The following is a 12,950-nucleotide window of genomic DNA, read 5'->3' as shown; positions in this document are numbered from 1 at the left end:
GCTGGGTTTCTGCTCCCCTTTTTCATTTAGCTTACATATTTTCTAATAAATCTATGAATCTCCTAAACATTTCTACCTAGATAAATTGTCAGAATTATTACAGAGAAGGTGACAATTCTACTTATATCGCCCTTTAATATTAAAACTATGTTACAAAATGTCGTAATTTGGAATTAGATGTTTACTTTTCCTGTCAGGATTGATAGACTCACACTTGTGAATAAAACAAGTTATGGAAAGGGAGAAAGAACATGCTAAAGAAAGCAAATCGTACAGTTATGAATATGGGGTTAGCAGCATTACTTGTTCCCGCTGCCCTAACATTTAGCACAACTTCAGCAAGTGCTAATGACGGAGGCGCTGCACCAGCACCCGTACAAGAAAAGGTAACGCCAAGCGTACCTCAACAACAAGCAACTACTACTACTAATCAAAAAGTCATCGTAAACGTGAGTGCGTTAAATATTCGTCAAGGAGCTAGCTTTTCATCTCCAGTCGTTGGAACTGCAACACAAGGTCAAGAGTTTGCTATTTTAAAAGAAGCAAACGGCTTAGTTGAAATTGCACCAAACAAATGGATTTCAAAAAGCTCAAGCTACGTAACAATTGCATCAGGTAAACCCAGCGCAAGCCAAGTAAAAGGTGTAAGCACATCAACTCCTTCTACTTCTACAGCATCTGCATCTACATCTGCAGCACAAGAAACAAGCACACCAGCACCTGCTCCAACAACAAGCACGGCTTCTGGAAGCACAGTAAATGTTGCACGTAGTTTAGTAGGATCACCTTACCAATGGGCAGGAAACACACCAAGCGGTTTTGACTGCTCAGGCTTTATCGCATACGTGTTCAACCATAGCGGTCACAGCATTTCACGTACAAGCGTAGCCAACTACTGGAACATGGCGACAAAAATTTCGTCTCCACAACCAGGAGATCTAGTATTCTTCCAAAACACATACACAAGCGGCCCATCTCACATGGGAATCTACATCGGAAACGGCCAAATGATTCATGCTGGTTCACACGGTGTAGCTGTAGCTGACCTAGATGTTTCTTACTACCAAGATCATTTCTTAGGATACGGACGCTTCTAAGAAAAAAATGCCCTCTAATCGTTAGATACGTTCTAACGATTAGAGGGCATTTACTTTTTATCTCTGCGCGACGGAAAGCGCCTTTTCAATACGCGTTTGAAATTTATGCTTCCAGTCTTCAGCCAGCTCAGCTACTTCTAAAGCCCGCTTCATCCCTTCTACATCTTTTGAACGATGGAAATATAAATCAAGCGTAAACCAAACGGATACTTGGTTTGGATGAGCTTCAATCAATTTCACTTCCGCATCTTGCGTAATCGTACCTTCTTTCAGCACGCGGCAAAGGTAGCCCGTATAGCTTGTCTCAATCATTCGTTTTAAAATCCCTTTAACGCCCGTTCTCTTTGTAATCGTGTCGCATGGATTTCGACCTTGCGTCACTTGAATAACGGCGTCTCCTACTTGATAAACGTCTCCAATGCATACGTCTTTTTCAATCATGCCTGCTACAACAAGATTTTCTCCAAACGCAGACATTGGGAGCTCCGTATCAAACTCTTCGTTCCATTTCTTATAGTGCTCATACGGATATACGCACACCGCACGATCCGGACCGCCGTGATACTTTAAGTTCGCTACGCCGTCACCTTGAAACCCTTCTTTTGCTAAAAACGTTTCGTCTACTTGCTTCTTGCATATGCCTGTACGCATTTCTTTATCAGGACTGTAAGCCATTTGTTCAGGCATTCCGGTTGCTAAATGAATTATTTTACGTTCATTCATTTGTACCTCTCCCTTCCCCTTTTTCCCTTACTAATTACGTCATATTTTACCACATTTTAAAGATGGCGTTCTTATCTTTTGTGTATCCCACTAAAATCTTGGCAATATCATGAAAGTTTAAAAAATATTTCACAATTATATTAAAAATATCTTCATTTCCTCTTTTTCTTTTGTTCGAAATGATTTAAGATAGTAGAGGCTGTCGAAATATAAGTTATTATGTCATCTCTGCATGTTTCTTTACATAATAGCACATAGTAAATATTATTTTACAATTACGTCATTTTTTACAATGGCCTAAAAAATTTTGCCCATTTTTAACAAAATTGGCGTAAAAGTTCCGTTTTTGTATAAAATAGAGGCCGATTTACATAGTCATTTCTATGCACGTCCCTCTTTTATAAATATAGAATACATGTAAGGAGAAAAGTAAATGTCAATTTTAATGGGAATTATCGGGATTGTAATTATCTTAGCAGTTGCATTCCTCATGTCGAACGACAGGAAACTTATCAACTATAAAGGCATCGCAGTTATGCTGGTTATCCAGCTTGCTATCTCTGCTTTTATGATGAATACATCGATTGGTCGCAAGGTGCTTGACTTTATCACAAGTGTATTTACAAAGATCTTATCATTTGGTAACGACGGAATTTCGTTCGTGTTTGGAGATCTTGCAGGAAAAGGCATTTTCTTTATCCAAACGTTAGTTATGATTGTATTCGTTTCAGCATTATTAAGTATTTTAAACTACTCTCGTATTTTACCCTTTGGGATCAAATATATCGGAGGACTTGTTTCAAAAATTACCGGACTTCCTCAAATTGAAAGCTTCACAGCCGTGAACGCAATGATTTTTGGTGATACAACGGCGCTAATTGCGGTGAAAAACCACATCGGAGGTTTAACACCAAACCGTTTATTTATCGTTACAACAACATCATTAGTATCCGTTTCTTGTTCGATTCTAGGCGCATACATGCAGATGATTCCGGCGGAATACGTATTAATTGCCCTTCCGCTAAACGTATTCTCTGGCTTAATTGTTTCTTCTATCGTTGCGCCTGTAAAAGTAGAAGATGAAAACGAAGTCGATATCAAAGCACCTGCTAAGCAAGGCACGCTGTTTGAAGCAATCGGCGACGGAGCACTAGACGGCGGACGCGTTGCGTTAATCGTAGCAGCGATGCTTGTAACGTACGTTGGTCTTTTAGCATTAGTGAACTACGTATTAAACGGCGTCATCGGATTAACTGTTCAAGACATTTTAGGCTATATCTTCTACCCAATTGCCTTTATCATGGGTATTCCGGCAGATGAACTAATGAGAGCCGGCGGCGTAATGGGAACAAAAGTAGTAGCAAACGAATTCGTTGCCATGCTTGACTTCCAAAAAATGATGCCTCACCTTTCTGAAAAAACGGTTGGTATCGTATCAGCTTACTTAATCTCATTTGCAAACTTCAGCTCAATTGGTATCGTTCTTGGTACGATCCAAGCAATCAACGGCGAACAAGCTTCACGCGTTGCGAAGTTCGGCTTGAAGATGCTGTTAGTCGCGACGATGGGATCGATATTAACAGGTATTATGGTTGGATTGTTTATTTAATGGAAAAGCACTCACTTTTGGTGAGTGCTTTTTTGTTGGGGCTGGTTCTTTTGGGGTTATAGCTGGAGCGTTTCTACAATGTTGAAATTTATTAAATATCTCTGTTGNATTTGCGGATCCACATCACTTGAAGTTGTTGTTACTTGTACATCTAAATCAAAAAGGTTTTTTACGTTATTCATTTTTCATTCCCCCAGAAAGTTTTTATTAAGAATTATATCTTGTCCATTTCCTTTTTATAAAACTCTATTGTTAATTAGCAGCAGAAGCTGTTCCAGNCAAATTTAAACACGATTTCTGAACAATATTCTTTATATTCTTTTTCTCTCTCGTTTGAATGCTGAGCTTTTTCAATTGAAAACCTTTTGTTAAACATCTACATCTGTCCTTTTAAACTATTTTCCTTTATTATCTCATGCATTCAATACATAGATATAATTCACATAATGGATTTTATCGGNGAGTAAAAGCGGAAGCTGGTACAAAATCAACTATAACGGCCGCACGGGCTATGTAAGCAGCGATTATGTACAAGCATCAGGAACAGCAACGCCGCCAGCAGAAAGCACAANTAGGTTTCGCACTGTAACTTTTTCTCCATTTTGTAGAGTCTGCTTACACAATGCACAACGATATCCTTGTTTTCTTGCCAGTTTCATCCTATCTAATGTATTTTCACTATTAAAGACCTTACGGTCTCGCTTTTCCCAATACTCTCTTAGACTAGGATTATCCGGGCTGTTTTTATAGGCTACCATGACATGTCGTTCTATCTTAATCCAGGACATTTTTAACAATTGAATGTTAGTAAGTGGACATGTAAGAATCCATCTATTATTTCCACCGTGATAGGGTTTCCTAAAATAACGCTTTGTAATCCATTTCCACGACTTTTTTTGGTGTAAATGTTTAAGGTGTTTGACTAATTTAGAGAAAATATAATTGTCCATATAGCTAAACGTCTGTTTGGATACGACATGTTTCCAATACTGCCCGTAACCTCTAATAATAGGGTTTAAGACACGTATAATTTCTTTTACTGGTCGTCCTCTCATCATTGTGAACGTATCTTTTATCTTGTTTTTAGCTTTTTGAATACTGTCTTTACTAGGTTTGATAAATAACTTCTTTCCTTGTCCTGTCTTGTATTGACGCAGCGAAAAGCCTAGAAAATCAAACCCGTCCTCAATGTGTGTAACTCTCGTTTTCTCTTGGCTAAGATTAATTCCTCGCTTTTGTAAGTACGGAGTGAGTTTCCCATACATGCTTTCAGCCTGTTCCTTTGTTTCTGTTACGATGACAAAGTCATCTGCATAGAGAACGCGTCCGATCTTACATTTTGGGTCGATTACGTACCCTCCATTTGGTTTGTATGTCTTTTTATAGACAATACCAATTTCTTCTTCCATACCGCATAAGGCGATATTAGCTAGAAGGGGAGACACCAAACCACCTTGAGGGGTTCCTTCTGTTGTCGTATGAAGCATGTCATGTTCTACGTATCCCATTTCAAGCCACCTTTTAATGAGAGTGTTTCCTGGAAACATAGACGTCTGTTTCGTTATCCACTTATGATTAAGATGGTCAAAGCATCCTAGAAAGTCTCCCTCAAACACCCACTTTTTCTTGCTGTTGGTGTTAAGCTTATTAAAAAGGTTGCTTATCGCATCATGTGTGCTTCGTTTAGGACGAAAACCGTAGGAAGTAGGCTCAAACTTAACCTCCCATTGAGGTTCGAGTGCGTTTTTTACTACGTTTTGATAGACTCGATCTCGCATTGTGGGAATGCCCAAAGGTCTTAGCTTTCCGTTTTTCTTAGGGATAAATGTTCGTTTGGCTGGCTTTGGGCGATGTCGAAAGACATTGTATTTCACTAGCTGGTGATAAAATTTTATACGTTCGTTTGGTTTTGAGGCCATGTAGCCATCTACACCAGGTGTACGCTTACCGTTGTTTTGTTGTGTTACTCTACGAATAGAAAGCAGAAGATTTGCTTTACTCCGGAGGAGTAAACGTTGAAGTTTCCTTACTTTTCTTCGTTGTTTTTGTTGTTCGGCACGATAAATTCTTTGTCGTAACTTCATTACATATTTTTGTATAATACTCCAGTCAATAGAGTACCAATCTTTATGCGAGACGTGCGCCGACGCTCGTAGAGAGGTATTCATAACAGCACGCTCCTTTTCGTTAGAAGATAGCCACAAATTTATTTTCGTGTTGAAGACCAATGAGAAGTGGGCGCTCTTTCGAGCCTGTCATTGTCTGTAAAACCGACAGTATCCGTCCAGTTATACAATCATTCTGCTTTCCTGTTCCTTTTCAGGGTAACGGCTTTCGCTTTTTCTCATATCCCATACCCTCTGTCACATTGTTTGACTTTACAGTCATCCTACTGCTTATGCAGATGACATAGGGCTTACCAAGTTTCACTTTCTACAGATGCAATAGGGGAAGGCAGGTTCTTTACTCCGGGCAAGATGCGGGACGCATCAGAGTAGCTTTATGAATCTACTGTTCCTCTTGCCAAGACCCAAGCAAAGCTGTGCATTATCTTGAGCTAACCTTGACGAAGCTTACAAACCTTCACTTTCGTTTGCCGTGCCTATTTTCTCCTAGCAGTATTCTGGACCATGCATTTGTCCTCTGTTTCCACATTTCCTCATGCAACCGACAGACTCGTTACCAAGAATGCCGTTTCGGATGGAGATCATCTTCGCGTCTAGATGAGTAGCGTTAGCTACACTGTAAGAAAGCGACTTCTTGTCGCACCATAATATAAATTATCGTTATAAAGAAAGCCTTATTTATAAGGCTTTCTTTATCTATTACTTTACTTACTCTAGCCAATTCTGTGTATAAGCTAGTATTCCTAAGATCAATATCGAGGTGTCTTATACTTTTTTCATAAAAAATAAGAACTAATAAGCCGTAGAGGCCTCTTCTAATTGGTTTAGCAATTGATCAACGAATTGGCTAATTACAATGGTATTTTTACTGGTGAATCCTTCTTCTAAACCTATTTGAATCATAAGTTCTCTTCCTGCCTCTATATCTACAAGTAAAGCCTTCCTTAAAGTATTGTTGTATCTATTTGTTTGCACTTATCTAATCATCTATTTCTCTAAGTTGTTACGTTTTTATTTAACAATAACTATATTTTTAGTTTGTAACAATATTTTTTCCTGTAAAACCCAATTGAAAGCTTGAAATACCTTTTTTGGGGTTTGAATAGCTCATTTTTCATACCTAATACATGATACAATACGTCTTGTAGATGCGAATGAAAATTCCATTTCTTATTTCATAGTCAAGAAAAGTCCTCGAGTTATGAGGACTTTTCTTGTTTTTAACATAGAGATGTTCAATTTTTAAAGGTTAAAATCGGATAAACATCTACAAAACACCAAAAAGGACAAACCTCCTAACTTATTTGTCCTTTTTAAATAGAATAACTCACTCAATTAATAATCAATAATCTGCTTAGTATACGTAGTAAAATCATTTAAATGCTTATCTAATATTTACCGCAGAATATCTTGATTGATCGCTTGATAATCGTGAACAGAAATGTTTCGAAACCCTACCATAGCTTTCATTCTATACGCAATCTCACTTGTAATGATTGTGACTCTAACATATTAAAAGCTTCCCTGCTGGTTTGAGGAAGACCTAATCGTTCTTCAGCTATAAGAATAGGTTCTGTACGTTCTTTTATTTCCTTTTAAACTTATGGAAACTATGTATTTATTTTATATTGAGAAGAATGTTATGTTTCTCACACATTCTTTCTTATTATAATCTACTTGTGACCTTCACATTCTCTAACCGGAACTTTCATAATACTTTTTTTACCCCTTAATAAGTTCAACTAGATAAAAATATTTGTTGATATATGTAAGTTTTTGAAGATAAATAAGTTGAACCAAAGGATTGAATTTTCGCCCTTCTTCTTGTATAATGAGTTCAACAGAAGTTCAACTTAAAAATGAGGTGTATAAACATGAAAATTTCACGTTTTAATAAAGACTGTGGAAACTCCGTTGATATGAATATCATTGATGGATACCTATTTGATTTCCCAACCAACGTTGTAGAACTACAAAAAGATGTTGCTGATTCATTTTTTACAGATGCAGTAACAGCACCAGAAGAATTTAAGAAGCGTATCTTACTATCTACAACAATCGGTGACGAAGAGAAAGAACGTTATTTCTTAGTCGGTGACATCGCTGCAAGCCAACAACTTGCGAATAACCACATCAATCGTTTACATAACAAAATTACAAGTCATATTCCTTATGTGACATTTCTAGCTGCTATTGCATACTACCATGCGTTGCATGCGAAAGATCAAAAAGATAATAGCATCGAGATTAACTACTTCTCTACGATGTTACCAATTTGGTTACTAAAAAAAGAAAGTACGTTTGGCGAAGCGCAAAAAGCCATGGCTACTCGCTTCCTAGGTGACCATGCTTTCCACATTCATACACCAGGGTTCGAAAAAGACATAAAAGTATCTGTAGAAGAAAGTGCATGCTTAAAAGAAGGCGAGATTGCACGCTTTGCACTAAAGAAAGACCTAACGCTTCAAAACCGTGAAGATGCCAATGAATATGTGGAATGTGAAACCGTGATGGTCGATATTGGTGGAGGATCCATTGATGTTGTTATTTTACCAGAAGGATTAAAAGCTGCAAATAGTCGCGAATCATTCCAAAGTATTGAAGGTATTCCATATCTAGCGCACATTGATAAGTTACGCAAAGAGAAGTTCCCAGAGTTGTTTACCGATTTACGGGCATTTGATCAATTTATTTTGGATAACTACAGCAAACAAAAGTTTGAACTAAAAAATGAAAACACAGGTCAGTCCATTGATTTAACAGCTCAAATTACATCTTCTCTAAAAGACTATGTAGAGATTTTATTAGCGAAGTTAAATGATGTAGCGCCACCACCAGCCAATAAAATTCGTAAATATGTATATAGTGGCGGTGTCGCTCCTACACTAGAAGTAGCCATTATGAATAGCATGAATGAAAAAATCGGTGAAGAACGCACAGAGAAATATCATAAAGTTCCAGAAGATAGTCGTCACTTGAATTTATTCGGCTTAGAAATTCGAAGCATTGGATATCTTCAAAAGAAACAAGCAGAGAAGAAAGCCGTTAAATCCTAACAGCGTAGGTGATAACCATGACAGAGCGTCAGAACGCCTTTACGATTAAAACCAATCAGTTAAGTGATGAAGTCTATGACATACTCGCAAAATATGCAAAGTCTCGAAAATTAGGGGACTACATTTCATCTTTAATTGTTCGTGATCTTCATAGTGCATCTATCAACCAAGTAGAATCAGCACATAGAACAGAAGAGCTTCTCGAACATATCAATTCAGAACTCCAGGAATTAAAGCAATTAGCTAAAGCTAATGGTTTTGTAGGTAAGCAAGAGGAGTTAGAAGACAAACCTTCAGAAAGTCAAACCTTAAAAGAAGGTAAGATCGCAGATTTAGAGCAAGTATCTGGCTCTTTAGACGACGATGATCTCGAAGAATATAGTGATTTTTAAAACACTAAGCCACTAGGTATCCTAGTGGCTTTTTTGCTTTCGGTGGTTTATTGATTTTTAAGGCATTTCCATTTTCATATTTACAGAGAACGTGCTCAGACTAAAAGAACGATGTAAATAAGGAGTTTATTTATTGGTAATAGCAATCAGCCCCAGTACTTCTATTTGTTTTAAGTACCCCTTCATACTTCTTTGTATCAAGAACATAAATAATTGATGTAACAAATACCGTATTGATAATCAATTTGCTCCTAAAGTGTTAGATAGAAGGAATCGGTATAGTCATGGTATACTAATAACAAACATGGAAATGATGGAGGGTATTATGACAAAACGATTAGATTTGCGTGTCGACTTTGCATTTAAATCACTATTTGGCACACATGGAAATGAATCTATTTTAGCTGCTTTTTTGAACGCAGCACTCCGTTTTCCAGATGATAAAAAAATTCAGACGGTGCAGTTATTAGATCCGCATTTCAATAAAGAAAACCAAGAAGATAAACGCTCAATTTTAGATGTACACGCACAGTTAGAGGATGGAAGCCGTGTTAATATTGAAATTCAACTTAACAATAAACATGACATGGAAAAACGAACACTCTACTACTGGTCTAAAATGTACAGTAGTCAAATGAAAGAAGGCATGGACTACGGAGAGCTCTGTAAAACCATCACCATTAATATTGTGAACTTCCGTTATTTATCTCATATTCATGATTACCACTCTACCTTTCAGTTATATGAACGAGAGCAGAAATTACTCTTAACGGATATGCTGGAAATTCATTTTATGGAGCTACCTAAGTTATTAATAAAATGGCGTAACAGAGAGGTAGATCCACGAGAAGATCAACTTGTGCGATGGTTATTATTACTTGAAGCATCCGAAGATGAGGAAATCACTCAGGTATTGGAGGAGATTGCGATGCAAGAAGATCAAGTATTAAAGAAAGCAATGGACGAGTGGGAACGTGTTAGCCAAGATCCGGAAGTGCTATTAGCATATGAAGCACGAAGAAAAGCATTATTAGATGAAAAGTCAGCTTTACGAAGAGCTGAAAAACTTGGAGAAGAAAAAGGAAAACAAATTGGTGAAGAGATAGGCGAAAAAAAAGGTATCATAAAGGTGGCTTTAAGTATGATCCAAAAGGGTTTAGATAACCAAACAATCGCTGAATTTACAAACCTTGCACCAGAAGAAATTGATAAACTACGTCACCAATAATCATAGTTAAAAAAGAGACTGCCTAATAAATTAATTTTATTAGGCAGTCTCTTTTTTAACTTCTTCATTATCAACTCATCTAATTTGAAGTTTATTGTAAGTAAGTTCGCTTATATTTATTTTATCTTTATTACGCAGCGTACTATAGGAGGAAAATATAAGACTTATATTTTTTGTTAAATCGAAGACCTTTTCTTATATATTCCCTTTTAGTTTGTACTAGCATTTTTCTTTTTTTTCACAGGCAATCCGTACTTATTAGAGTTTTCTTTTATTTTTTTTGCGATTTCTTGTGCTTCTTCTTTCGTCATTTTCATACAAAAGACTCCTCTCATGTTCTACTATTATAAGTTTTTTCCACTATCACAAAAAAATATACATGCTCCTCCCTCCCCTGCCATATACATGTTTTAGGTATGTACAAAAAGTCATTGTCCTAGGGGTAATTTTAGATTTTAGGAGTGATTATGTGAGAGTAGAAGAGAAGAAAAGAAAAATTCGAAGTGACAAAAAAAGAGATGTAAAACCATCACTTCCAGTTGATCTTAAAGAATGTGTTTATCGATTGTCTTACATTACAAATACACCCGTGAAAAGTGTAGTTGAGTCAATTTGTATATCAGGCCTTGCTTCTTCAAAAGTAATGGACTACCTATCAAATTATTTTAGAAGAGGATTTAGCTTTGGCAGCACTGTGTATATGGGGGATATGTCCAATGAGCCAATTAGACACCTATACAAAAATATTGAGAAAGAGCGTGTCTCTACACGCTTAAAAGATGGGCATGGAGAAACGTATGATATCCTGAAACGCTTAGCTTATGCTTTAGATTGCTCTCCTGCATTAGCTGCGTCCTTTTTAATTGAAGCGAGCATAAGGAATTCTGATTTTGTTGATGAATACATGACTCGCCATTTAGAAGAAGAATTGGATCCAGGAAGAATGCAGGAGTTAAAAGAGGTGTTAAAATTCATCAATAAAAACAATCCTTATAAAGAAGAGTACAGTTTACACAATTTAATTTCTTATATTATGGATGAATTAAAAGTAGGAGCAACTAGCTTGGGATCTTCTATCCAAAACTGGTTAGAAAGTGTACAGCATAAAAAATAGTTCGACCTAAAAAACCTTTGAATTTAAGATTCAAAGGTTTTTTGTTTGTCCTTTATTTCGTTATATAGAATTTTTGCACCTAATGGACTTAGAACTAAATTATTTGCATATCTATGGTTTTGAGATGTTATCTCACCTGTAATCAGACATTCATTAGATTCTCTGTATTTTTTTATCTCTATATGATTATCTTCCAATAAAATCTCTACCTCATCATCTTTACCTATATCCAATAGCTTTCTTAGCTCAATGGGAATTACTATACGTCCCACTGCATCTATCTTTCTTAACGTACTTAGTCCCTTCATGCTGACTCTCCTTTTATATGTTCATAAGCGCAACTTTCATATTATACTATAAATGTACAAATTAACCAATTTTATTTTTACAAACTAGGTTTTAAGATACAGGTTTAGAACTTTTTCTTAGATTGCTCTTGTACATAAGTACACGTACGCTCATGTTCACGTGAAAAGAAATGATCTTGTTTATGATAAACTTTCACTCCACAAGAGGGGCAAGCAAAGAAACCCACTTTAGGACCTTGAGTCACTTCGTGTGCATAAAACTCACCAGCTGTTTCAAACATCACTACATGGTTCGCTTTCTCAATCTTAGCTCTCATACAAGCATCTCCCACCTTATTTTGAGTTTAATTCCATAATAAGGGTTAATAGTGTAAATTGTAAAAGGAAATGTATAGATACCTATTATGGAAAAAAAGAATTTTATACCAACTATCCATAGACATACAAACCTAGTTACATATGCGTTATATCTGACATGGTAGCTTTTATACATAAGCTGATAAGAATACGAATTGCCATTTTTAAACTATATGGGTTAAAAAAAGGCCTGTATCTACTTAGATACAGGCCTTTTTTTTTGAGTTCAGTTACCATAAATTTGATTATAGAAAGTAGACTTTTCAATCTATTACTTTGCTAAAGTCGTTTGTAAAACTACATGCATTTTAAAGAACGTTCATAAATTGTTTTCAATTTTAAACGAACGTCGAGAATGATAATTTTTTATACAAACACACATTCCGTAAACGTATACTTTTACGGACGGTATATTTTGTTACGCTTCATCGAACTATCTCCTATACCCTCATTCTAATTTTTACGTATAACGAATTATTCAATGAAAATTTCAGCGCTTTGGAAACTTTTATTTCTTATTCGCATTGATTCTTCAAAAAAGCTTAAAAACCGTAATTTGGATATTGAGACAGAATTAGTGGATTTGAATAATTTCGCATGAAAAAAAGATAAATAGGAGAAAATCACATATGTTTTTGGTCATTTTTTAAAGAATTACGTAAGAAAAAACTTCATGGGATAAAAGAGTCTGTAAGGGAGGAGGTTATTTTGTGATAGAGGTTTATTCGCATTATCAATAAAACCAGCTCCTTATATAAAGATAGCTGGTTTTAAAATTAGGTAGATCAAAAAAGCCGTAATTAAAATATAATCATACACTAAATCGTTATAATCATGTTTTGCAGTTACTGTCTCATCATTTCCAACAATAAATCTCACTACTCTTCACTCCTTTTTTTATCCCTTTTATTTTCTATTCTTTATGTTAAAGTTTGATGAA

General features: G+C 36.1%; 13 protein-coding genes and 1 pseudogene. 7 read left to right on the top strand and 7 right to left on the bottom strand.

Annotation, left to right across the window (positions count from 1 at the left end; genetic code table 11):
• Positions 1-251: 251 nt before the first annotated feature.
• Positions 252-1,097: a C40 family peptidase gene (locus ACFX4W_RS02075; protein ID WP_043981056.1), complete on the top strand. Its 846-nt coding sequence runs from the start codon at positions 252-254 to the stop codon at positions 1,095-1,097.
• 57 nt (positions 1,098-1,154) lie between these two features.
• On the opposite strand, the gene ACFX4W_RS02070 is transcribed toward ACFX4W_RS02075, so the two are convergent.
• Complete coding sequence (locus ACFX4W_RS02070; protein ID WP_043981053.1) at positions 1,155-1,820, bottom strand: MOSC domain-containing protein; 666 nt, start codon at positions 1,818-1,820, stop codon at positions 1,155-1,157.
• A gap of 433 nt (positions 1,821-2,253) precedes the next feature.
• Here ACFX4W_RS02070 and ACFX4W_RS02065 point away from each other — a divergent pair, with 433 nt between their 5' ends.
• On the top strand, positions 2,254-3,429 hold the full coding sequence (locus tag ACFX4W_RS02065; protein ID WP_025750788.1) for a NupC/NupG family nucleoside CNT transporter: 1,176 nt from the start codon (positions 2,254-2,256) through the stop codon (positions 3,427-3,429).
• Positions 3,430-3,485: 56 nt separating this feature from the next.
• Here ACFX4W_RS02065 and ACFX4W_RS02060 read toward each other — a convergent pair whose 3' ends face one another.
• On the bottom strand, positions 3,486-3,611 hold the full coding sequence (locus ACFX4W_RS02060; protein ID WP_377559216.1) for an FDLD family class I lanthipeptide: 126 nt from the start codon (positions 3,609-3,611) through the stop codon (positions 3,486-3,488).
• Between the two features lie 268 nt (positions 3,612-3,879).
• Here ACFX4W_RS02060 and ACFX4W_RS02055 point away from each other — a divergent pair.
• Positions 3,880-3,933, top strand: a pseudogene (locus ACFX4W_RS02055) (hypothetical protein); the annotation flags it as partial.
• A gap of 20 nt (positions 3,934-3,953) precedes the next feature.
• Here the strand turns inward: ACFX4W_RS02055 and ltrA are convergent.
• The 3 genes from ltrA to ACFX4W_RS02040 all read right to left on the bottom strand — a co-directional run bounded on the left by ltrA (position 3,954) and on the right by ACFX4W_RS02040 (position 7,016).
• Positions 3,954-5,513 (bottom strand): group II intron reverse transcriptase/maturase, encoded by a 1,560-nt coding sequence (gene ltrA / locus ACFX4W_RS02050; protein WP_483879985.1) that lies wholly within the window; start codon positions 5,511-5,513, stop codon positions 3,954-3,956.
• A gap of 834 nt (positions 5,514-6,347) precedes the next feature.
• Positions 6,348-6,530 carry an aspartyl-phosphate phosphatase Spo0E family protein gene (locus ACFX4W_RS02045; protein WP_043977720.1) on the bottom strand — a complete coding sequence of 61 codons (183 nt, stop codon included), beginning with the start codon at positions 6,528-6,530 and terminating at the stop codon, positions 6,348-6,350.
• A gap of 420 nt (positions 6,531-6,950) precedes the next feature.
• Positions 6,951-7,016: a HepT-like ribonuclease domain-containing protein gene (locus ACFX4W_RS02040; protein ID WP_322552764.1), complete on the bottom strand. Its 66-nt coding sequence runs from the start codon at positions 7,014-7,016 to the stop codon at positions 6,951-6,953.
• 413 nt (positions 7,017-7,429) lie between these two features.
• On the opposite strand from ACFX4W_RS02040, the gene ACFX4W_RS02035 reads away from it, so the two are divergent.
• The 4 genes from ACFX4W_RS02035 (at position 7,430) to ACFX4W_RS02020 (ending at position 11,345) form a co-directional block, all read left to right on the top strand.
• A complete protein-coding gene (locus ACFX4W_RS02035; protein ID WP_043977721.1) occupies positions 7,430-8,611 on the top strand; it encodes an Alp7A family actin-like protein in 1,182 nt (393 codons plus the stop codon).
• Positions 8,612-8,628: 17 nt separating this feature from the next.
• Positions 8,629-9,003 (top strand): hypothetical protein, encoded by a 375-nt coding sequence (locus ACFX4W_RS02030; protein ID WP_043977722.1) that lies wholly within the window; start codon positions 8,629-8,631, stop codon positions 9,001-9,003.
• Positions 9,004-9,328: 325 nt separating this feature from the next.
• On the top strand, positions 9,329-10,231 hold the full coding sequence (locus ACFX4W_RS02025; protein WP_043977725.1) for an Rpn family recombination-promoting nuclease/putative transposase: 903 nt from the start codon (positions 9,329-9,331) through the stop codon (positions 10,229-10,231).
• A 469-nt stretch (positions 10,232-10,700) separates the two neighbouring features.
• Positions 10,701-11,345 carry a hypothetical protein gene (locus tag ACFX4W_RS02020; protein WP_043977727.1) on the top strand — a complete coding sequence of 215 codons (645 nt, stop codon included), beginning with the start codon at positions 10,701-10,703 and terminating at the stop codon, positions 11,343-11,345.
• Between the two features lie 23 nt (positions 11,346-11,368).
• On the opposite strand, the gene ACFX4W_RS02015 is transcribed toward ACFX4W_RS02020, so the two are convergent.
• Both ACFX4W_RS02015 and ACFX4W_RS02010 read right to left on the bottom strand, forming a co-directional pair.
• On the bottom strand, positions 11,369-11,653 hold the full coding sequence (locus ACFX4W_RS02015) for an AbrB/MazE/SpoVT family DNA-binding domain-containing protein (protein ID WP_340448769.1): 285 nt from the start codon (positions 11,651-11,653) through the stop codon (positions 11,369-11,371).
• Positions 11,654-11,757: 104 nt separating this feature from the next.
• Positions 11,758-11,970 carry a hypothetical protein gene (locus ACFX4W_RS02010; RefSeq protein WP_043977732.1) on the bottom strand — a complete coding sequence of 71 codons (213 nt, stop codon included), beginning with the start codon at positions 11,968-11,970 and terminating at the stop codon, positions 11,758-11,760.
• Positions 11,971-12,950 lie beyond the last annotated feature (980 nt).

Source organism: Priestia sp. YIM B13489 (assembly GCF_042787645.1).
In the GTDB taxonomy this organism is placed as follows: Bacteria; Bacillota; Bacilli; order Bacillales; family Bacillaceae_H; genus Priestia; species Priestia megaterium.
The sequence above is the reverse complement of the archived record's forward strand: the minus strand, read 5'-3'. Positions and strand labels throughout refer to the sequence as shown.